At 37.7% G+C, this 22,835-nt stretch carries 21 protein-coding genes and 1 pseudogene; 21 read left to right on the forward strand and 1 reads right to left on the reverse strand.

The window, feature by feature from the left end:
• Positions 1-23 precede the first annotated feature (23 nt).
• The 4 genes from BGM26_RS16370 to BGM26_RS16385 are packed head-to-tail and all read left to right on the forward strand — an operon-like array spanning position 24 to position 2,186.
• A complete protein-coding gene (locus BGM26_RS16370) occupies positions 24-368 on the forward strand; it encodes an anti-sigma factor antagonist (RefSeq protein ID WP_217041069.1) in 345 nt (114 codons plus the stop codon).
• A complete protein-coding gene (rsbW, locus tag BGM26_RS16375) occupies positions 352-834 on the forward strand; it encodes an anti-sigma B factor RsbW (RefSeq protein WP_217041071.1) in 483 nt (160 codons plus the stop codon). Before BGM26_RS16370 ends, rsbW begins: the two co-directional genes overlap by 17 nt.
• Positions 800-1,600 carry an RNA polymerase sigma factor SigB gene (sigB, locus tag BGM26_RS16380; protein WP_217041073.1) on the forward strand — a complete coding sequence of 267 codons (801 nt, stop codon included), beginning with the start codon at positions 800-802 and terminating at the stop codon, positions 1,598-1,600. Before rsbW ends, sigB begins: the two co-directional genes overlap by 35 nt.
• Complete coding sequence (locus BGM26_RS16385) at positions 1,587-2,186, forward strand: PP2C family serine/threonine-protein phosphatase (protein ID WP_217041075.1); 600 nt, start codon at positions 1,587-1,589, stop codon at positions 2,184-2,186. Before sigB ends, BGM26_RS16385 begins: the two co-directional genes overlap by 14 nt.
• A 190-nt stretch (positions 2,187-2,376) precedes the next feature.
• On the opposite strand, the gene BGM26_RS16390 is transcribed toward BGM26_RS16385, so the two are convergent.
• Positions 2,377-2,625 (reverse strand): GlsB/YeaQ/YmgE family stress response membrane protein, encoded by a 249-nt coding sequence (locus BGM26_RS16390; protein WP_217041077.1) that lies wholly within the window; start codon positions 2,623-2,625, stop codon positions 2,377-2,379.
• Between the two features lie 764 nt (positions 2,626-3,389).
• On the opposite strand from BGM26_RS16390, the gene BGM26_RS16395 reads away from it, so the two are divergent.
• From BGM26_RS16395 to BGM26_RS16475, 17 genes and pseudogenes are all read left to right on the forward strand, one after another.
• On the forward strand, positions 3,390-3,575 hold the full coding sequence (locus BGM26_RS16395; protein WP_217041080.1) for an SE1561 family protein: 186 nt from the start codon (positions 3,390-3,392) through the stop codon (positions 3,573-3,575).
• Positions 3,576-3,891: 316 nt separating this feature from the next.
• A complete protein-coding gene (locus BGM26_RS16400) occupies positions 3,892-5,439 on the forward strand; it encodes a fumarate hydratase (RefSeq protein ID WP_254119618.1) in 1,548 nt (515 codons plus the stop codon).
• A gap of 460 nt (positions 5,440-5,899) precedes the next feature.
• Positions 5,900-6,688 (forward strand): delta-lactam-biosynthetic de-N-acetylase, encoded by a 789-nt coding sequence (gene pdaA, locus BGM26_RS16405; RefSeq protein ID WP_483297813.1) that lies wholly within the window; start codon positions 5,900-5,902, stop codon positions 6,686-6,688.
• A 297-nt stretch (positions 6,689-6,985) separates the two neighbouring features.
• A complete protein-coding gene (locus BGM26_RS16410) occupies positions 6,986-7,846 on the forward strand; it encodes a DNA-3-methyladenine glycosylase family protein (protein WP_217041084.1) in 861 nt (286 codons plus the stop codon).
• Between the two features lie 19 nt (positions 7,847-7,865).
• Entirely contained in the window at positions 7,866-9,251 is a 1,386-nt protein-coding gene (gene rlmD, locus BGM26_RS16415; protein WP_217041086.1) for a 23S rRNA (uracil(1939)-C(5))-methyltransferase RlmD, read from the forward strand.
• Between the two features lie 212 nt (positions 9,252-9,463).
• Positions 9,464-10,438: a substrate-binding domain-containing protein gene (locus BGM26_RS16420; protein WP_217041216.1), complete on the forward strand. Its 975-nt coding sequence runs from the start codon at positions 9,464-9,466 to the stop codon at positions 10,436-10,438.
• Positions 10,435-11,874, forward strand: a complete 1,440-nt coding sequence (locus tag BGM26_RS16425; protein WP_217041088.1) for a sensor histidine kinase — start codon at positions 10,435-10,437, stop codon at positions 11,872-11,874. The genes BGM26_RS16420 and BGM26_RS16425 overlap by 4 nt, the downstream gene beginning before the upstream one ends.
• Before the next feature lies 1 nt (position 11,875).
• A complete protein-coding gene (locus BGM26_RS16430) occupies positions 11,876-13,417 on the forward strand; it encodes a response regulator (protein ID WP_217041090.1) in 1,542 nt (513 codons plus the stop codon).
• 261 nt (positions 13,418-13,678) lie between these two features.
• Positions 13,679-14,782, forward strand: a complete 1,104-nt coding sequence (locus BGM26_RS16435; protein ID WP_217041092.1) for a sugar ABC transporter substrate-binding protein — start codon at positions 13,679-13,681, stop codon at positions 14,780-14,782.
• A 329-nt stretch (positions 14,783-15,111) separates the two neighbouring features.
• Positions 15,112-16,275: a sugar ABC transporter substrate-binding protein gene (locus BGM26_RS16440; RefSeq protein WP_217041094.1), complete on the forward strand. Its 1,164-nt coding sequence runs from the start codon at positions 15,112-15,114 to the stop codon at positions 16,273-16,275.
• A gap of 98 nt (positions 16,276-16,373) precedes the next feature.
• Complete coding sequence (locus tag BGM26_RS16445) at positions 16,374-17,894, forward strand: sugar ABC transporter ATP-binding protein (protein WP_217041096.1); 1,521 nt, start codon at positions 16,374-16,376, stop codon at positions 17,892-17,894.
• 12 nt (positions 17,895-17,906) lie between these two features.
• Positions 17,907-19,082 carry a sugar ABC transporter permease gene (locus BGM26_RS16450; protein WP_217041098.1) on the forward strand — a complete coding sequence of 392 codons (1,176 nt, stop codon included), beginning with the start codon at positions 17,907-17,909 and terminating at the stop codon, positions 19,080-19,082.
• 22 nt (positions 19,083-19,104) lie between these two features.
• Positions 19,105-19,368, forward strand: coding sequence for a hypothetical protein (locus tag BGM26_RS16455; protein WP_217041100.1), 264 nt, complete (start codon positions 19,105-19,107; stop codon positions 19,366-19,368).
• Between the two features lie 186 nt (positions 19,369-19,554).
• A complete protein-coding gene (locus tag BGM26_RS16460) occupies positions 19,555-19,950 on the forward strand; it encodes a VOC family protein (RefSeq protein ID WP_217041102.1) in 396 nt (131 codons plus the stop codon).
• A 361-nt stretch (positions 19,951-20,311) separates the two neighbouring features.
• The gene (locus tag BGM26_RS16465) at positions 20,312-20,755 is read left to right on the forward strand and encodes a YhfM domain-containing protein (protein ID WP_367949346.1); all 444 of its coding nucleotides are present in this window, start codon (positions 20,312-20,314) and stop codon (positions 20,753-20,755) included.
• 92 nt (positions 20,756-20,847) lie between these two features.
• Positions 20,848-21,012: pseudogene (locus BGM26_RS16470) on the forward strand (DUF4256 domain-containing protein); the annotation flags it as partial.
• Positions 21,013-21,514: 502 nt separating this feature from the next.
• Positions 21,515-22,807, forward strand: coding sequence for an MFS transporter (locus BGM26_RS16475; protein ID WP_217041104.1), 1,293 nt, complete (start codon positions 21,515-21,517; stop codon positions 22,805-22,807).
• The last annotated feature ends 28 nt before the right edge of the window (positions 22,808-22,835 follow it).

Raw genomic sequence — 22,835 nt, forward strand, 5'->3', positions numbered from 1 at the left:
TATTATTTTCCTGAGGTGAATCAATGAATATAAAAGTAGATAAAAATCATAATAATGAGGAAACATTCGTTTTTGTTGCAGGGGAAATAGATGCATTTACTGCTCCGAAGCTAAGGGAGGAATTATTACCACTTGCTGAAGGGCAAAATAAATCCCTCATAGTCAGTCTAAAAGATGTGTCATATATAGATAGTACTGGTCTAGGTGTATTTATTGGTTTAATCAAATTAGTAAAGAAAAATGATGGTGAATTAAAGCTAGTTAACTTGTCGGGTCGATTAGAACGACTCTTCCAAATTACAGGTTTAAGTAACATCATTGATATTTCTTCTAACTCAGAGGTGGGGGACAATGAAACAATTGGTTGATTACATTGAAATGAAGATACCTGCTAAGCCGGAATATATTGGGGTAATCAGATTAACGCTATCAGGAATTGCCAGCAGAATGGGATATGCATACGATGATATTGAGGATTTGAAAATTGCTATAAGTGAAGCTTGTACGAATGCTGTTCAGCATGCTTACAAAAATGACGAAGGCGGAGAAATTATTGTAGGATTTGGCCTTTATGAAAACAAATTAGAAATGATGATAGCTGATAGCGGAAAGAGCTTTAATTTTGAACAAACAAAGAGCGAACTAGGTCCATACTCTGCTTCAAGTTCTATCGACCAACTTTCAGAGGGAGGGTTGGGTCTATATTTGATAGAAACGCTCATGGATGAAGTCCGTGTATTAAATAATTCCGGAGTAACGGTCTTCATGGTCAAGTATTTAAGTGGGGAGCGTGTAAATCATGACACAACCATCTCGAGTTATGAGGCGAACTAAGGAAGAAATTAATGCCCTTATCTTAGACTTTCAGCGTATTGAGTGTAATTCAGCTCAAACGATATTAGTGGAAAACTACTCGGCGCTAGTTGGGAGTCTTGTTAAAAAATATTCAAGAGGAAGAAACTCCCATGAAGATTTAATGCAAGTAGGAATGATTGGGTTATTGGGTGCAATAAGAAGATATGATCCGGATGTTGGAGGGTCATTTGAATCTTTTTTAATACCTACAGTTATTGGAGAAATCAAGCGTTTCCTAAGAGATAAAACTTGGGATGTCCATGTACCTAGACGGATCAAAGAATTACTGCCGAAAATAAAGAAAGTAGTGGATGAACTGACAAATAAAAATCAAAGGTCACCGAAGATACATGAAATTGCGGAGTATTTAGACGTTTCAGAAGAAGAAGTTTTAGAAGCAATGGAAATGGGTAAAAGTTATCAAGCATTATCTGTGGATCAATCAATAGAAACGGGCTCAGATGGCAGCACGGTTACTATTCTTGACACTGTTGGCTCTCAAGAAGAGGGCTTCAAACAAGTCGATCAAAAGCTTTTGCTTCAGAGCGTACTTCATGTTTTATCTGAAAAGGAAAAAGAGATCATTCATTACACATTTATAGAGAATAAAAGTCAAAAAGAAACAGGTGAGTTTTTGGGGATATCACAGATGCATGTATCTCGTCTTCAAAGAAGAGCTATTCAAAAATTACGAAAGGCACTCGCTGCGGATGCCAATGCAGGATTAAACAATGCTACAACTTGAATCTAATGGGTATATTCAGTCATTAGCCTATCAAATTCAAAAAGAAGGTAATGTATGTAACGGAGATAGTTTTTTTATTAAGGCAACGGAAGATTACTTTATTTGTTTGGTTGCCGACGGTTTGGGAAGCGGATTGAACGCACACGCTTCGTCAAACGCTATTCGTGAAGTGGTTAAGCAATACCATCATGAAGAAGTAGAAGTATTAATAGACATTTGTAATAAAGAACTTAAGAATAAAAGAGGTGCAACAGTATCTATTTTAAAGGTCAATTTTTTACATAAGAAATTCACCTATAGCTCTGTTGGAAACATACGATTCATTCTTTATTCCCCCTCAGATCAATTCATTTATCCACTCCCTGTCTTTGGATTTTTATCTGGAAAGCCACAAAAATATCGAATTGATACTTTTTCTTATGAAAAAGGTTCTAAATTTATTATTCATACAGATGGGATTTACATTCCTGCAGTTAAACAATTATTAAGAAGCGTTAGAACGATCGAAGATATGTCAAATTATTTAAAAATGTATACGAAAACAAGAAATGATGACTTAACCTATATTATCGGTCAACTATTTTAACCTAAATTATCGACACTACATTACATAGTGAGTGACTTTTTATTCTTGAACTCTATTATTTAATGGCTGTTTTCGTAAACTTTGTTGATTTAATAAATTGGACTGGGTATCTATTGCTTTATAAAAGAAAGGCTGACCTCAAAAAGTCATTTTTCAACGACCTTTTGAGACAGCCTCTTCTTACCTAGTTTCATGAAGACTTCCGTCTGACACTTTTCATAATGAAGCTTATGATTAAAATAGCTCCAATTAAAGCTGGAATAAGATAAAAATCTCCAATTACAGGTCCCCAATCTCCTAATACTAAAGAACCTAGCCAAGCACCAATAAATCCAGCGATGATATTTCCAATTATGCCTCCTGGTATATCACGTCCAAGGACTAGACCGGCTAACCAGCCAATTATTCCTCCGATAATTAAAGACCAAATAAATCCCATGAAACCTCACCCTTTCAATAGTAAAAATGAACTATAGTAATATAAGTACCCAAAAATTCAGCTCGTAAACCCATTGCTAAATTCCAATAAAACATTCAACCTAATAGGTTTCGAATCTTAATCAAAGGGTTATATATCTAATAGAAAGACAAGTTGCATTTTAACTTACTTATGAAATCAATTTGAATCTGCTAGTTTTGATTCTACAATTCAAGGAGGCCGTTAAAATGAAGTAGGTAAAAATGGTAGAAAATGGCGTTGGGTCAAAAAAGACAATTGAACAATTTCCTGTTGATCATATGGCTTCGAAATAAAAATATACGAGGAGAATAGATATGAAATTTTCAAGAGTAAGCTTAAGCAATTTATTAGAAGCAGGCCCTAGAGCGAAACGTAAAAATAAAGCGGGTCGTTGTTCAGGCAATTACTTTGAAAATCCGATCATACACAGACAGATTTATGGGGATAAAATATATGTTCCATTAAATCTAGATAGGGTCTGGAATCAGATAAATTAGTATAATTACTACCTTTATCATCGTTTTTTCTTGGCCCGCCAATCGGCGGGTTTTCATTTTCGACTTTGAATTCACAGGTACCACCTGAATTTTGTCGAAAATAAACAGTGATAAACCACTTGAATTTCGTTGCTAAAGTTACCTGATAAATGGAAAGTATTCCAATCCGGAAATAATTTTTAAAATCCATTTGCGAATCCATGAAATTTTCGGTAGGATGGTAACGAGACGAAAGGGGAGAACAAATTGGGAAGTCCGATACAAGATAAAAACAGCCAAGTTTCTTTCTTAAAACAAAGGTTAAATATGTTTCTCGATGTACTTGAAGCCATTGAACCGGAAGATACGGATCTTGACGACATAGATCGTTTAATCGAAATGATCGATGACCTCGAATCCAAATGCCGTGAATTTAATAATCGCGATATTTAAGAGAGCCTTTTAAAAGGGCTCTTTTCTCATTTACTCGAATTTTTTATGGAAATTGGGGTAGTATCTTTATGTGAAAAGGTAGGGCTCAAATAATTCAAAAATGGGACCAATTAAATTAAAAATGGGCTCAATTATTCTCATAATGGGGTCAATAATGAAAAATACAAATACTTTCGCAATCTCTAGATACTGTAACCGATTCCAAGCTTGGTCTTTCAATCGAATCGCAATAGGAGTATAATCAATATCGATAATAATTATAAAATTCATAATAGATCAGTACATTAGGGGAGCAAAGGGAAAGGGGAATTCATCAATGAACATCGAAAAATTCCAAGAAAGCATGTACAAGCTAATTGTTGAAACATCCACGAAATTGCCACGTGATGTTCGACGTGCGATTAAAGCTGCCAAAGAAAGAGAAAGTGCTGGCACTAGATCAGCGATGAGTCTAGCGACGATTACGAATAATATTAAAATGGCTGATGACAATGTATCACCAATCTGTCAGGATACAGGCCTTCCAACATTCAAAATTAAAACGCCTGTCGGTGCAAATCAGTTAATTATGAAAGAAGCAATCAAAAACGCGATTGCTCTTGCGACAAAAGATGGAAAGCTTCGTCCAAATTCCGTCGATTCGCTGACAGGGGATAACAGCGGAGACAATCTTGGGGATGGAACACCAGTAATCAAATTTGAGCAATGGGAAAAAGATTATATCGATGCCCGCCTCATTCTAAAAGGCGGCGGCTGCGAAAATAAAAACATCCAGTATAGCCTGCCAACGGAACTTGAAGGTTTAGGACGAGCAGGCCGTGATCTTGATGGAATTCGCAAATGCATCATGCATTCTGTTTATCAGGCTCAAGGACAAGGGTGTAGCGCTGGCTTTATCGGCGTTGGAATTGGAGGAGATCGTTCTTCTGGATATGACCTTGCGAAAGAGCAATTATTCCGTTCGAATGATGATGTGAACCCAAATGAAGATTTACGTAAAGTCGAAGAATACGTCATGGAAAATGCCAATAAACTTGGAATCGGAACAATGGGTTTTGGTGGGGAAACAACCCTTTTAGGCTGTAAAATTGGCGTTATGAACCGAATCCCAGCAAGCTTCTTCGTGTCAGTTGCTTATAACTGTTGGGCTTTCCGTCGTCTAGGTGTGGCTGTTAACCCGGAAACAGGGGAAATCAATGAGTGGATGTATCAAGAGGGCGAGAACATCGATTTCGGTGCAACAGAAGCGGAAAAGCAAACAGCAGCAGCTTCTGAGCCAACAAGTGAAGTCATTACTTTACAAGCTCCAATTACAGAAGAGCAAATCCGCAGCTTGAAGGTAGGAGATGTTGTTCAAATTAACGGCAGGATGTACACTGGACGTGATGCGATCCACCATCACTTAATGGATAATGATGCACCAGTTGATTTAAACGGCCAGGTTATCTACCATTGTGGCCCTGTGATGCTTAAGGATGCTGAAGGACAATGGCATGTAAAAGCAGCGGGCCCTACGACTAGTGCACGTGAAGAACCATATCAAGGCGACATCATGAAGAAATTCGGTATCCGCGCTGTTATCGGAAAAGGCGGAATGGGACCGAAAACATTAGCGGCACTTAAAGAGCATGGTGGTGTTTACTTAAACGCGATCGGCGGAGCAGCACAATATTATGCGGATTGTATTAAAGCTGTTGAGGGTGTCGATTTAATGGAATTCGGTATCCCGGAAGCAATGTGGCATCTGAAGGTTAAAGGCTTTACAGCCGTGGTCACAATGGATTCTCACGGAAACAGCCTTCATGCGGATGTAGATAAATCATCATTAGAGAAATTAGCGCAATTTAAAGATCGGGTTTTTTAATCGGGAAATCTTCTTCGCTCTAGTCAAACGGCTAGGGCGTTTTTATTGTTAAAATTTTAAAAGGGCTTCATTCACCGTAAAGCAAGAAAATAAGTTAACATGTTGAATGAACACCTACAGTCATTACCCGAAGAACGAAAAATTGGTTCGCGCGGTAAATGAAAGGCGGGTTCATTGCCCAATGAGCGAAAAAATCTGTACGCGTGGTAAATGAAAGAGGATTTCATTACCCAAAGAGCGAAAAAATCTGCTCACAAGGTAAATGAAAGACCAATTCATTTACCGAAATAAGAATAAATTAGTCGCACGGTAAATGAACTCCCAATTTCGTTGATATAAAAAAACTTCCAATTTCGGCGAAGTTAACAAATACCCGTGGAGAATTTTGGCATCATCAGCTGCGAATGTTTTCTTCCCGTTCACAAACAATATGAAAAAAGGAGGAGCGCCAATGCAACTAGTGAGATATCTTATCATTTTATGTGTAATTTTTGTCCTTTCTTCTACAAATACATTTGCTGAATATGCTAATTCCCCGATTCACTGGGGGTTCAACAAAGGAAAGAACGAAAAGCCTGCTGAAGCTGGAAAGCCTTTGGATGAACTTTTAGCAAGACATGATGCTTATTATAAAGGTGACACGAGTAAAAAAGAAATTTATTTAACCTTTGATAATGGATATGAAAACGGCTATACCGCAAAAATTTTAGACGTATTAAAAAAAGAAAAAGTTCCAGCAGCGTTTTTTATAACCGGCCATTATATTAAAACAGCACCGGATCTTATTAAGCGAATGGCAGCAGAGGGCCACATCATTGGCAACCACTCATGGCATCACCCGGATATGACCACGATAAGCAATGAAAAATTTGTAAAAGAACTAGAAATGGTCCGAGAAGGAACAGAAAAGCTAACAGGAATCAAGAATATGATGTACTTGCGACCGCCACGTGGGATTTTCAGCGAGCGAACACTTGCCCTAGCCAAAAAAGAAGGCTATACCCATGTTTTCTGGTCATTAGCTTTTAAAGATTGGATTACGGATCAGCAAAAAGGCTGGCAATATTCATATGATAATATCATGCGCCAAATCCATCCCGGAGCCATTTTATTGCTCCATACCGTTTCGAAGGATAATGCCGATGCACTTGAAAAAGCAATTCAAGATTTAAAAAAGAAGGGATATACTTTTAAAAATCTAGATGATCTGATGATGAGTATGGCGTTTGAAGAAAGAATGTTGTATTAAAAGTGGGAAACAGGGAAACTCGCCGATATATCCGAAAAGTCGCTGATAAAGATGCAAAAGTCGCTGATAAAATCGAAAAGTCGCTGATAAAGATCCGAAAGTCGCTGATATAATCAAATTCCCTTTGATATAATTTCAAATGCAGTCAGAAAGTTGATCAAAATAGATTGCATATCAAAGTCTAACCCGATCTTCTCAGGAATTTCGGGTCTCTTTTTGTTTTACATGCTACTCATTTAGTAAAAACATCGTAAAAAATGCTATAATACGGGAAAATGCTAAAAGGACGGATCATTTTTGGAAACAATACAAATAAAAGGGCCATACAATTTTGATTTAGTTCTAGACAGACTATCTCTGGACCCGCTAAATCAGGTTGATCTTGAAAATCGAACAGTAAAAGTACCGTTATATCGCGTAAATACGCCTATTGTTGCAAGGGTACAGGCAACTGGAACGACACAAGCTCCTGAATTTGTCATTGAAGTTACAGATGATGCATATACGGAGCAAGCAATTGAGAGATTAAATGAAATTTTCCAATGGAATATTTCCCTTGAAAATATTCATTCGCATTTCCAGAAAACAGATCTTAAAAGCATATTTGCCCAGAATTATGGCACACCGCTTGTACTAGACTTTGACCCATATAACTGCCTAATGAAATGCATCATCCACCAACAATTAAATTTAAAGTTTGCTCACACGCTAACAGAGAGATTCGTTAAAACATATGGATTTGAAAAAGACAGTGCCTGGTTCTATCCATTGCCAGAGAGGGTCGCAGCCATAAAGGTTGAAGAACTTCGGGAGCTGCAGTTTAGCGGGCGCAAGGCGGAATATATTATCGGGATTGCAAAGGCAGCGGTCGATGGCGATCTAAAGTTGGCAGAACTAAAAAGTAAATCAGATAAAGAAATAATGGAACAACTAATTAAACTGCGCGGGGTAGGTCCATGGACCGTCCAAAATTTCCTTATGTTCGGTCTAGGGAGGCCCAATTTGTTTCCCTTTGCAGATATTGGAATTCAAAATGCATTAAAAAAATTATACAATTTAGAAGCGAAACCAGCCTTAGAAGAAATGGAGCAATTCTCAAAAAGCTGGGATCCTTACTTGAGCTATGCTTCCTTATATTTATGGAGAAGCATCGAATAATCTGGAGTGATTAAACATCATGAAACAAGAGCAAACCGTGAAAATAAATCTTAACCAAACGTTTCCTCTAACAATCAAAAGACTGGGCATTAATGGAGAAGGCGTCGGTTATTTTAAAAAGCAAGTTGTCTTCGTACCGGGAGCTCTGCCTGGCGAAGAGGTAGTTGTTGAAGCAACAAAAGTACACCCGAAATTTGCAGAGGCAAAAATTAAGAAGATCCGCAAAAAATCGGAGCACCGCGTTCAGCCACCATGTTCAATTTACGAAGAATGCGGAGGTTGCCAGCTTCAGCATCTCAGCTATAATCAGCAGCTAAAGGAAAAGCGGGATATTATTATCCAAGCCCTCGAACGCCATACAAAGCTTAAAGTAGATCAATTAAATATAAAAGAAACAATTGGTATGGACGACCCGTGGAACTACCGCAATAAAAGCCAGTTCCAAGTCGGTCAACAAGATGGAAAAGTGCTAGCGGGATTATACGGAATGAACTCCCATCGTCTCATCAATATTGAACAATGTGCTGTCCAGCATCCGCAAACAACGAAGGCTACAGAAACGGTTAAACGCATTCTTCAAAAACTGCAAATCCCAATTTATAATGAGCGCTCCCGTAAAGGGCTAGTCCGGACAATTGTAGCAAGAGTAGGAATTCAAACAGGCGAGCTGCAAATCGTATTAATTACAGCCAAGAAAGAACTACCAAAAAAAGAGCAAATCATACAAGAAATCAAGAAAAGACTTCCAGAAGTCAAATCCATTATCCAAAACATCAACGGGCAAAAAACGTCACTTATCTTTGGAGAAGAAACAGTAAGGCTCGAAGGAAATGATTTCATTCAAGAAACGCTAGGGGACTTATCCTTTGAACTCTCTGCCCGGACATTCTTCCAGCTGAATCCAGAACAAACAATAAAGCTATATAATGAAGTCAAACAGGCCGCCGCACTAACTGGCAAGGAAAAAGTAGTCGATGCTTATTGCGGTGTCGGAACAATCGGCCTTTGGGTTGCTGACCAAGCTGCTGAAATCCGAGGAATGGACATCATTCCAGAATCCATCGAAGACGCCAAGAAAAATGCCGCCCGTCACGGAATCAAACACGCCAAATACGTAACAGGCAAAGCCGAAGAATGTCTGCCAAGGTGGGTAAAAGAAGGCTGGAAACCAGACGTTATCATCGTCGACCCACCAAGAACCGGCCTTGACCAGCAGCTGCTGAACACGATTTTAAAAGTAAAGCCGAAAAAGGTTGTGTATGTATCGTGCAATCCGTCAACGCTGGCGAAGGATATTAGTGTCCTTAGTTCTAAATATAATGTGAATGCAATTCAGCCTGTGGACATGTTTCCGCAGACGGCACATGTGGAGTGCTGTTCACTACTCGTAAGGAAAGAGAAATAAAGAAATGTAGTAGTTGGCATAAGCCTCCCCTTATCAGGGGGGCTTATTTTTTATAGTAAATTGAAGGTTATTCATCTGTTCACATCTAATATAGTCCTTTAAAAATAAAATAGTTGTTAAAAAAGTAGGCACGAATATAAACATAGAATAATATATTTTTAAGTTATGCTAAAATGAATATAAAGTTATAGGAGGAAAGGGTGGTACATCCCTTGCGTAAAGCCATCATTATTCTTAGTTTCGTTTGTGTCGTCCTTTTTTACTTTACGATCGTATCTGGAAGTAAAGTGTTTAAATCAGAATGGGAGTTGCCTCGAGCAACAGAACAAGGGAATTCGAAGCATCGTATCGTACTAATCACACAGGAGCTAGAGACTCCTTTTTGGGACAAGGTAGCAAAAGCAGCAATGGAACAGGCAAAGAAGGAATCTGCTAGTCTTGAAGTATGGGGAAGCTATGGTAACAACAGAGAGGACTTTTTAAAGAAAATTGAAATCGCTATCTATTCGCAAGTGGATGGTATTATCGTTCAGGGGTTAGACACCGATGAGTTTAAAGCCCTTACAAAAATAAAAGCTGCTTCTTATGGAATACCCATTATTACTGTTGCAAACGATGTTCCTATGGGGGATAGTCTTAGAAAGTCGTATGTTGGTTCAGATCAATACTTAGCTGGGAAAATGATTGGTGAACAGTTACTCGATGATATGGGAACCGCAGGAGAAGTAGCGATCATGATTGACAAACAATATCAATATTTTCAAAAACAACGATTGGAAGGAATTAAAGATGTATTAATTGAATATCCGAATATTAAAATCATTGATATAGAGATGAAAGATGCGAGGGAACAGGTTATGGCAACAACGAGAGACGTATTAAACCGGAATCCGAATATAGACGCTTTTATTGCCATTAATGCGGATATACTTGCTGCTATGGTACAAGAGATTGAAAGCAGATCACAAATTGAGCGTTATTATATTTATTCATGTGATGATGATTATGAATCAATATCATTACTTAATCAGGGGAAGATTAATGGAATCATTGAGCAGTCTCCAGAAGAAATGGGAACAAAGAGTGTTGAATTGATTTTAAAATGGCTTAATAATGAGAAAGTACCACTGGATTTAAATGGATATCGAACGGATATTCAAGTTGTAAAGGCGTCAGATGTAAGATGAACAGTATTGAGAAAAAAATATTAGTGCTCGTCATCGCTGTTCTATTTATTATGGTAGCCATTTGGATTTCACTTACCTACTATAATCAAAAAATGCAAAACCAATATAACGACATATTAGAACGATATTTAATTATGAATGAAGTTACAAGTGAAAGCCAGCAAATTGTTGCCGCCCTTAATAACTACTTAATTGAACCATCAGAATCTAATTTAAATGAGCTCGATCTCAATAAGAATCAGATTCAAAAAACAAAAGGGGAAGTTTCAAAATTCAGAAATACCGATAATGATTATGCGTTGACAAACTATGAAAACTTAATCGACAGTCTTGTTGAAATAACCAATCAATCCGTTCTGGCTCGTATGGGGCAACAAACGGATGATTACTTGAGTGCCTTTTCAGAAGCGAGTCGTATTTCGAAATATATTTCTGAAATGACGCTTACCTTAATTGACATGGAACTCAAGACGTATGATCGTTTCTATCGTAGCATCATCGACAGTTCAGGAGAGTTGAGAATGTTGGGAATCTGGCTATTGCTGTTGATTACGTTGCTGGTACTGTTATTAGCACATTGGTTTGCGAAAAGAATCACAAGTCCGGTCAATCAGCTGACGCAAGCGGCACATGAGTTATCATTGGGGCGTTTTGATTTAAAAATAGAAGTGGATTCTAATGATGAGATCTCATTTCTCGCTAAAATGTTTGATAAAATGCGTATCAATATTAATAACTATTTATCTGAAATAAAACAGAAGGCACAACTTGAACATGAGCTTCAAGAAAGTAAGCTATTATTACAAGAAAGTCAGCTTCGTAGTCTGCAAAGTCAGATCAATCCTCATTTCCTTTATAACACACTAGACATCCTATCGAAAAAGGCATATTTAGAAGGATCAGAAGAAACAAGTGATCTTTTAGTAAGTGTTGCGGGACTTTTGCGTTATAACCTTAAACATCTAGAAAATTCCGCTACACTATTTGAAGAAGTACAAGTTCTTAAGCAATACATTGATATTCAACATGCAAGGTTTACAGATCGGCTTCAATTTCACATGGAGGTGGAAGAATCTTGTTTGGACATCAAAATTCCGCGTTTAACATTGCAGCCTATAGTGGAAAATGCCGTTATTTATGCAATTGAACCGGATGAGAATGGTGGAAGTATCTATTTTCGCGTTAAAAATGACGTTGACTACGTGAGAATAGAGATAGAAGATAATGGACCAGGGATGACAGAAGAGAAAGTAAAACAAATACTCCATGTGAATACGAAAGAAGCGGGAGGTCACTTCACAGGAATTGGTATAAATAATGTCGTGAAGCGCTTAAGTTTATTTTACAGCTGTAATGACGTATTTGATATGGAAAGCACACTTGGATTCGGCACAAAGGTTATTTTAAAAATACCAAAAACAAGGAGAGTTGAATGAGATGAAGCGACTCCTAATCGTCGATGATGAGCAGATTGTAAGGGAAGGCTTACAAGCGATACTATTAAAGAGCTTTCCAGAAATGGAGATAGAAGAAGCGAGAAACGGAAAAATGGCAATAGAGAAGGCTGAGTCATTTATGCCTGATTTGGTATTAATGGATATAAAGATGCCGGGAATGAATGGACTCGAAGCCGTACAGAAAATAAATGAAAAGAATCCTCATATTAAGTTTATAATGATTACTGCATATGCCGAGTTTGACTATGCCAAAGAAGCGCTAAAGCTAGGTGTGAAGGACTATCTTCTTAAACCGAGTAAAGCAAGTGAGGTTGTACAAACTGTTCGTAAAGTAATCAGTCAAATTTATGAAGAAAAAAAGTCGCAACAAGAGCGTATCCTTCAGAAAACTGTATTGCAAAAAGCCTTAACAATCGTAGAAACGGATGTGGTTACACAGTTATTATTTGATCACGTTCACGAAGTTCATTTGGATGAGTTAGTGGGGATGTTAAATACGCCGGTGACAAGTGAAAAGTTTGTCATGAGTATTTTACTGCCACAGGATTCTGAAGGTTTGTATGCAGAAATTAAACAAAGGGTTAGAAAAATAGGAAGTGCGTGGGTGGGTACATTATATGGCCGCCAAATTTCAATTATCGTGTTTAGGCAACATAGTCAATCTTTTCGCACCCAAGCGATTACTCTTGCAAAGGATATTTTATCTGCATCTAATACGGAGGATAAGGCGGGCTGGTTCATTGGGATTGGAAACGTCTGCAATTCCTTGGACATGGTCCGACAATCATACCAGGAATCGCTGATTGCGACGAAGGATAGCTCCCTTCCTGTTAAATATCGTTTTTATTCAGATATACCAGTGGCTAACTCAAGAATAGATGGTTATCAAACAAAGAAATTAGAAAATCAATTGTTTGATCAGATTCGAAATGGACAATGGCAGGAAATCAGGAAAGGGATATCTGAGTTAATTGAGTTTTTTGAGGAAAAGGGCGTTCATCTTATCGAAACACAGCAACGTGTCTTGGAGTTACTTTGGATTTCATCTCGGGTATTAAATGAGATCGGAGTTGAACCAGATACGCCCCTGTATCCTTTTCAAATAAAAGATTTCAGGCAATTACGTACGGAAACCAATCATTTACTCGACCAGATGATGCAGTCTTATACCGATTATCAAAAACAGGTAGAGGATGACACGATTAAACAGATTAAGCAATACATCATTGAACACTCGCATGAAGAAATATCGTTAGATGGGATTGCGCAAAAATTTGAACTAAGTCCGATTTATATTAGTAAGCTTTTTAAAGAACAGTTGGGTGTGAATTATATCGCCTTCTTAACGAAATGCCGATTAGAAAAGGCAAAGAAATTGATGTTAAATCTTGATAAAAGCTTAAAAGAAATTACCTTTGATGTTGGATATCAAGATCCCAACTATTTCAGTAAAGTTTTCAAAAAAATGTATGGTGCGTCGCCAACAGAATATAGAAAATCATTGCTAAGAACAAAGGCATAACAAGATAAAAAAGGTGTTTTCGTAAAGTTTGTTGCTTTTATAATTTGATTTTAATTTAATAGTCTGAGTTGATTGGAGCGGAGGGCACTTGACTCCTGCGGGAAATAGAGGAAACGGGAGACCCCACAGGCGGTAACGCCGAGGAGGCTCCCGTCCTTCCCCGCGGAAAGCAAGTGCCCGCAGCGGAAATCAACGGGCAAACTTTGAAGGCTAAAACAACAATATATGCGAAAATAGCAGATATAAAAGGTGTGAAATTGAATGAAACAGACCTTTATGAAGGTGCATATCCTATTGTTTATGCTTGTTTTCATCCTTGTTGTCCCTGCCTGCCAACAAAACAAAAGTCAATTAGATCATCAAGATATGCACGAAGATTCCTTATTAAATAAAGGAACCAGTGAGGGCGATATAGAGGCAGATGATAAAATCATTATTGGCTTTTCCATGGATACATTAGCTGAGGAGAGATGGTTAAGGGATCGAGAGCTATTTAAAGCAGCGGTAGAAGCATTAGGTGCTGAAGTGAAAATACTCACATCAAGGGGAGATGATGCATTACAAATCTTACATGCAGAAAATCTAATTAATGAAGGCATTGATATATTGGTCATCGTCCCACATAACGCAGAGTCAACAGCCATGATTGTCAAAAAGGCTCACGCATCAGGGATTAAAGTACTTTCTTATGATCGCTTAGTTCGAAATTCTGAAATTGATTTGTATGTTTCTTACGACAATGAAATGGTGGGGGAACTTCAAGCAAAGGCGATCACGAAATTAGTCCCTAAAGGAAAGTATGTGTATATCGGTGGTGCTGAAACAGATTACAATGCCCATTTACTAAAAAAAGGAGTGTTTAACATACTCCGACCGCTCATTGATAAGGGGGATATTACCATTGTCTATGACCAATGGACAAAGGAATGGAACCCTGAATATGCCTTTACGAATATGGTAGAGGCTTTAAAGGCAAACGATAATGAAGTGGATGCTGTTATTTCTGCAAATGATGCAACGGCGGGCCAAGTTATTCAAGCATTAGCTAAACAGGGGCTTGCGGGGAAAATACCTGTTGTTGGACAGGATGCTGACCTTGCTGCAGCACAGCGAATTGTTGAAGGTACGCAAACGATGACGGTATATAAGCCATTAAAGGAATTAGCTGACCAAACGGCTGAACTTGCGGTAAAGCTTGCTAAAGGAGAAGAAATAAAGGTAGAGAGAATCATTAACAACGGAAAATCAGAGGTGCCATCCATGCTTCTTTCTCCTATCGCTGTTGATCAAAGAAATATTGATGAAACGATCATCGCAGATGGGTTTCATTCTCGAGAAGAAGTATATAGGAAAAAAGAAAAATAACTCTAATTATACCGCCGAGAATTGCCGGCGTACTGCAAATCTATTCATTTGCAGCATGAACATAGACCCCATATCTGCTTTTGGATATGAGGGTCTTCTTTGTTAAAGATCATTTTGAATTTTAAACACTGTAAATTGAAGTGCAATCAATAACCTTGTTTATTAATTCACGCTGTTATTTTAAAAACTGCCATAATAGAAATCTTATGAAATATTAAAAAAAGACAGATGATACTAAAATATTACTATAAGAAAGCGTTCTCAAAGCCTAGATGCGTTGATATAGTTAAATAGAAGTAAGAAAATGCAGAAAAGAAAGGGGTTTCAATATGAAAAATATTAAAAAGATTTCTTCTGCTTTACTCGTTGCTATGCTAATGGTATTCCTTGTAGTTGGCTGTAGTAATGGTAGTAATAACGCTTCAACAACGAATAGCGAAGAAGGAAATAACAGCGGGAAAAAAGCTAATGGCGGCAAGGTAAACGTTGGGATTGTTTTACCTACTAAAGACGAACCAAGATGGGTACAAGACGAAACACGTTTTCATGATGCGTTAAAAGATTCTGAGTATACGACAGAGATCTTGTTTAGCCAAGGTTCATCTGCTAAAGAAAAAGAAAATGTAGAAACACTTCTTAATAAAGGTATTGATGTATTAATTATTGCGCCTCATGATGGGCCAGCAGCCGGTGCTGCGGTAGAAGCTGCGAAAAAAGATGGCGTAACTGTCATTGCATATGATCGTCTCATTACAGATACAAAAGGAATCGATTATTATGTAACATTTGACAGTGTTGCTGTAGGTGAAGCACAAGGGCAATACTTAATTGATCATGCTGGTGATAAAAAAGGCATCCCATTATATCTTTATGCTGGGGCTGCTTCTGACAATAATGCCTTCTTATTCTTTGAAGGTGCATGGAATGTATTACAACCAAAAATTGCGGATGGGACTTTTGTCATTGTAAACTCAAGTGAAGCAGTAGCTTTAAAAGATAAAGCAGAACTTTCACGTGATGAATTAGGTAAAATTCTTGGGCAAGTAACAACAAACTGGGATCCAAATGAAGCGAAAAATAAAGCTCAAACACATTTAACAGCTGCTAAGGCAGAGCTCAAAGGTGAAGTCGTCGTTCTTGCTCCAAATGATGGCACATCCCGTGCAATTGCCGATGTATTTGCTACTGACCCTGAGGTTTCAAAATATGTTATAACTGGTCAAGATGCGGAAAAAGCCTCTATTCAATACATTATTGATGGCAAACAATCTATGACAGTATTTAAAGATGTTCGTACACTTGTTGCGGATGCAATGGGAATGGCCATTGATATACTTGATGGTAAAACACCTGAAACAACTGGTTCTTATGATAATGGAAGTATCGATGTACCAGCAAAACAAACAGATGTTATTGTTGTTGAGCAAAAGAATGTGAAGAGTGAACTTGTTGACTCCGGCTACTATAAAGAGAGTGATTTCACTGGACTATAAAAACGTAAACAACTAAAGCAAGGCTTAAGAAATAGTGGTAGACGTTCATCTATCACTATTTCTTAATTGTATAGTTGTTTTTGTTGAGGAGGAAAAACATGAGCGAATATATTCTGGAAATGAAGCAGATTACGAAGGAGTTTACAGGAGTCAAAGCGCTCAGTAATGTTAATTTTAAAGTGAAAAAGGGTGAAATTCACTTCCTTGTTGGTGAAAATGGAGCTGGTAAGTCTACACTTATGAAAATACTTAGCGGTGTTTATCCTTACGGTTCGTATGAGGGAGATATCGTTTTTAATGGCAAGGTTCAACAATTCAACAAAATTAATGACAGTGTTGAAACAGGGATCGTTATTATTTATCAAGAGCTTGCCTTATTTCCTGATCTTCCCGTTTATGAAAATATATTTATCGGCAATGAAGTGAACCATGGTGGCGTACTAGACTTTAACAAAACCATTGTTGAATCTAAAAAATTGCTGAATAAGGTGAATCTGAAGGTCAATCCGGAAACGTTAATTAAAGATTTAGGAGTAGGTAAACAGCAGCTAGTTGAAATTGCGAAAGCGTTAAGTAAAGATGTAAAATTGCTTATTTTAGACGAACCAACTGCTGCGCTTAATGAAGACGATAGTGAGAACTTGTTACAATTGTTGCGTGAATTAAAGAAACAAGGCATCACTTGTATTATGATTTCACATAAGTTGAAAGAAGTTACTGCCATTGCCGATAAGGCAACGGTTATCCGCGATGGAGAAACGATTTGCACGTTAGACGCGTCTAAAGGTGAAATTAATGAAGCGACGATTATTAAAAATATGGTTGGTCGAGAAATTGATGATATTTACCCGAAAAGAGAGAAAAAATCATTTGGTGATAAAGTTCTCGAGTTAACTAACTGGACTGCCCTTGATCCACAATTAGGCCGCAACGTCTCTAAAAATGTTGATTTACATGTGAGAAAAGGTGAAATTGTTGGAATTGCAGGGTTGATGGGATCTGGTCGAACAGAACTTGCGCTCAGTATTTTTGGGAACTCTAAGTCGTACAAAATACAGGGGGATCTCTTCGTGGACGGACGTCCCGTCAGCTTTAAACATACGAGTCAGGCTATTAAAGCTGGGATCGCATATGTTACGGAAGATCGTAAGGGGGACGGGTTGTTTTTATTACAGGATATAAAGAACAATATCACCGCTTCCAACTTGATGGGAATCTCATCGAATGGCATGATTAATGAAAATGAAGAAGTCAAAGTTGCTGATCATTACAAAAATTCATTAGGTATTAAAGCCTCGTCATTACAACAGCTCGTTGGAAAATTGAGTGGCGGCAACCAACAAAAAGTATCACTAGGTAAATGGCTATTTGTAGGTCCAAAACTACTTATTTTAGACGAACCAACGCGAGGAATCGACGTTGGTGCTAAGTTTGAAATTTATTCCGTTATGAATGAATTAATTGAACAAGGTATGAGTATTATTATGATTTCTTCAGAACTTGGCGAGGTCCTTGGAATGAGTGACCGTATCTATGTGATGGCTGAAGGAAAAATCAAAGGCGAATTGACATCTGAAGAAGCTGATCAAGAAAAAATCATGCAGCTTGCTACGCAATAGGAGGTTAATATTATGAAACTATTGAATGAAGCGAAGCATTTAATTAAAGATAATATTCGTGATTACGGTATGTACATTGCTTTAATCGTTATTATGGTGACCTTCACCATTCTAACAGATGGTCTCTTTATGACTTCAAGAAATATAAGTAATTTACTAGATTCTGCTGGGTATATTGCCGTTTTAGCAGTAGGTGTCATGCTCGTTATTGTCATTAGGCATATTGACTTATCTATAGGCTTCCTAGCCGGATTTCTGGGTGCGATTACAGCGATATTACTTATGCATGTAGGTTTGCCGATCTATATCGTCATCCCAATTATATTAATCCTTGGATTATTTGCTGGATCGATTACAGGTTTTCTAGTAGCCAAGATCGGAATTCCTGCTTTCGTTGCTACATTAGCTGGATGGCTGATTTATAGAGGGGCTATTCTTCTAGCAACAGAGAAGACAGGGACGATTATCATTAATAATGATGCATTTAATGCGATAGGGAATGGATATATTCCAGCGCTCAATGTCATTAATGGTGTGCATCTATCAACATTGATCGTTGGAGCATTGGCGATTGTGTTCTACATTTACAGAACAATCTCTAACCGAAGAAATAAAGTAAAATACAATTTTGAAGTTGTATCGAAAGAAATTTTTATTATGCAGTTAATTTTTGTATCGGCTATTATTGCATATATTACATGGATTTTATCTAGTTATAACGGATTATCTTGGACAGTTATGATTATGCTTTTTGTTGTAACAGTATACCACTTTATTACGACGAAGACAGTGGTTGGACGACATATTTATGCGGTAGGTAGTAACCCTGAGGCAGCACATCTAAGTGGGATTAATGTGAGTAAAATTACATTCCTCGTATTTGGTTCTATGGGGATGCTATCCGCGTTATCTGGTATTTTGTTTACCTCTCGATTACAATCGGCAACAACCACTGCTGGTACTTTATTCGAACTTGATGCCATTGCAGCCGCATTCGTTGGTGGTGTATCCGCTGCAGGTGGAGTTGGTAAAGTAACGGGAGCTGTGATTGGTGCACTCGTTATGGCGACGTTAACAAATGGTATGAACTTGATGGGTGTAGGAATTGCACCTCAATATATCATCCGTGGTGGTGTTTTGGCCCTAGCGGTTATTTTTGACGTATTCACTCGCAAACAAAGAGCGTAAAATCATGTATGAATTATGAATAATGGGAGAATGGCCAGCTACATTTAGTAGCTGGCCATTTATTTATAAATCAATATGTAAAGATCGAATTTTAGATAAGTTCCAACTTTGTGATTTTACCATACAGCTCGGTGATGTTAAAGGAATGCATGGATTTGACGGGATCATAGGTAGCGATTTTTTTCTAGCAAATAAATTAATTATCGACTTTGAAAATATGGAAGTACGAAATATCAAGGTTAAGGTAAACACTGCTACATCTTTGAAATCAGCCATCACCATCTAAGCCATGTTGCGTATATAGGCAACCCAATTAAAGGAAGTCAACTAACTCCTTGGGCCTTGCCTTTTATATAAACTTAAGATGATTGAATATTTTACCATATTCTTGTACGATAATAGAGAGGAAAATTGAAAGCGAACAAATGTGTGATATAAGAAAAAGTTTTTCATAAAAGTCAGGAGGGTAAATATGGGAAGATTAATTCATTTCGAAATTCATGTAAATGATATGGAACGGGCAAAGCAGTTTTATGGAGAGGTATTCGGATGGTCATTTCAAGATTGGAGTGATTATGCAGGAATGCCTTACTTTGGAGCAGTGACTGGTGATGAAAAGGAACCTGGAATCAATGGTGCTTTGATGCAGCGCCAAAGTGCCCCGCCAGAAACAAATCAAGCTTTAAATTCATTCTGCTGTACAATGGGAGTGGAAAACTACGATTTAACGGAAACTAAAATTTTGGAGAATGGCGGCAAGGTCGCATTGGCCAAACATGCCCTGCCTGGAATGGCGTGGCAAGGATACTATTTGGATACTGAAGGGAATATATTTGGAATTCATCAACCAGATTTAAATGCAAAATAGAATTCAGGAGAGATGAATAAAAGCATTAATTCACATGAGGCGGTGCCCGAAGCCGATGAACACATCGATGGTTTCGGGCATAATGCTTTTAAAATTTAAAGGAAGAGATTGTGAATGATGATGAAAATCTATACGAAACGATTTTTGATTCACACAAAGAAGGATTAGAAATGAACTGGAGGATAATTTTCAAATGATTCATATTCTTTTTTCTAGGACAATTAGACCAACATCTGGGTGACTCATTTTTAGATTAGCGGCTTAGAATGCTAATAGATGCGGGGATATTTGAGTCCGAAGGAAGTCTTAAGGCCATGCGATTTTATAGTGATTGAAATAATGATGCTTAGGCGGGAATATAGTGAGAACAGTAATTTTAGTTTTATCAATCTTAGGAATGACTCTTTTAACAGGTTGTCAAACACAAACAGTAGAAACGATAGAAACAATGGTTCTTTTAGATGAAAAGATTTCAGAAATGAAAATTTCAAAATCAAACGGATTTGGCGGAATGAATGAAGACATTATCCAATCCTTTACCGATGCCGAATCAATTAATACGTTTAAAAATGCGATAATAACCTCCCAAAAACAAATGGGAAAAGTCGATGTTTCTGAACCAGAATATGATGTGATGGTCAAATATACATCAGCAGATGGCCAATTACCAACACACGGAATTCATTTGTGGCTGGGAAAGGAAAATGAAAAAAGTATGTTCATGTACATCGGGGATGATGAAGTTTATCTTACCTCGGCAATAAATACCCAGAAATTAAGAGAGTTAATACAATCTGGTAATTGAAAGCTATAATTTTTACTTGAATAACTCCCCTGGTTTTTCCAATTCCCCTTTTTTGGAGGCGTTTCTATGGATAAAAAAACAAAATTGATTGAAAATTTCGATATAAAACGTCGAGCTGGGTGCAAACACCTGCTAATATTAGAAAACTTGGCGGGGCTATCTTTTGTGATCGTCGCTATGACACTGTCTTTGTGTACCACAATGGAGCAGAATCCTACTATGCTTCAAGGGGTTTTCGTGGCTCGCTAAGGGTCTAAATTTTGGTGTGCTAAGCGCCCGATGATGGGACTTATGTGGAATATACCTCAAGGGGATCGATTTCACTGTAAGGTCATATGATTAATACTCCATTGTTATTTTGTATAAGTGTTATGTGATATCGCATTTAGACGCAGTCACGAAGCTTGCGTTGTTATAGCAACGGTATGGAAGATCAATTCCTTTGTCCGTTTGTAGATACGAATACTGAAAGAGGAATTCTTGAGTTCTCTAAATCACAATTTGCGAAGCTCCATCTGAAAAGGATGGGCTTTTTCTTTTTTGATTAGCTTGTGGAATATTTTGGTGAAACAAGAAAATCCAGGTTATGCCTGGAACCGTTGCCGATTTATGGATACATAATATATTTAATAATAAAGATAATAATCCCATAAATGAATTGGACCCAATTCTGAGATTTAAAACCCTGCAGAGCAAATGTTCTTACATTCCAATCAATCGTAAATTTGAAATTTTAATTTTAGGGGGATATACATACATATGTCTTCAGAACAAAATGAACAAAAACTCAGTCCCTTTAGATGGGTAGTTTGGGGAACTCTCATAGCTGTTTATCTTACAGTATTCTTTCATAGGGTTTCAGTTGGGGTTATCACAGGTGATCTAGAGGAAACATTTGGAATGAGTGCCACGCAAATCGCAAATTTAGGTGCTATGTACTTTTATGCATATACTGTCATGCAAATCCCAACAGGTATTTTGGCTGATCATTTAGGTCCTAAGAAAACAGTAATAATGGGTTCCATAGTTGCAGCTATTGGTTCCATAACCTTCTCGATGGCTGGCAGTATTTCAATCGCGTATTTCGGCAGACTTCTAGTTGGTATTGGTGTATCCGTTGTATTCCTATCCGTACTAAAGATTCAGGCTAACTGGTTTCCAGCTAAGAACTTTGCTTCAATGAGTGGACTTACAAGTTTTACAGGTACGATGGGAGGTGTTTTGGCGCAGGCGCCTCTTATAGCAATGGTTGGTCTTATAGGATGGAGAGGTTCTTTTCTTGCTATAGGTATCATTACAATTGTTTTTGCAATTCTAGTTGGGATCCTTGTTAAAAACACACCTACTGAGAAGGGATTGCCAGAGGTTAATCCCCAACAAACTCAGCCAATTGAAGAAAAAACTAGCATTATGTCCCAATTATTAGGTATTGTTAAAAATCCCAGAATTTGGTTTCCTGCCCTTGCATTTGGGGGAATAAATGGAGGTTTCATGCTCTTTGCAGGAACATTTGGGGTTTCATACATTGTGACTGTATATGGTTTAAGTAAAACCATTGCAGCCAACTATATTTCAATATTACTAATAGTTGGAGGAATTGCATGTTTGATTATTGGTAAAGTATCGGACTCCTTAAAGAGAAGAAAATTACCTATGGTAATTCTTTCAGTTCTTGCAGTTGTTGCATGGGGAATTTTAATTTTCGCAAACCCGCCTGTATGGTTTATTCCTGTATTTGTAACATTAATAGGTGTTTCGGGATCCTTAGGAGTTGTATGTTGGTCTGTAGGTAAAGAAGTGAGTGATCCAAAGCTTGCTGGAATGTCAATGTCCATAGTAAATGTATGCGGATTCTTTTTTGCGGCACTTCTTCCAGTTATATGTGGAAAATTAATTGATACGAATATAGCAGCTGGACTCACTCCTGCTATGGCTTATCCAAAAGCTTTCAGTGTTCCTACAATTGCTTCCATTCTTGCCTTAGGTTTTGCACTATTTTCAACTGAAACGAAGTGTGAAAATGTTTATACAAAAAAGGATAAAAATGCTTAGGGGTATTTTAAAGTAATCCCGATGGAAG

The sequence above is a fragment of the Bacillus sp. FJAT-29790 genome (genome assembly GCF_019039215.1).
In the GTDB taxonomy this organism is placed as follows: domain Bacteria; phylum Bacillota; class Bacilli; order Bacillales; family Cytobacillaceae; genus Cytobacillus.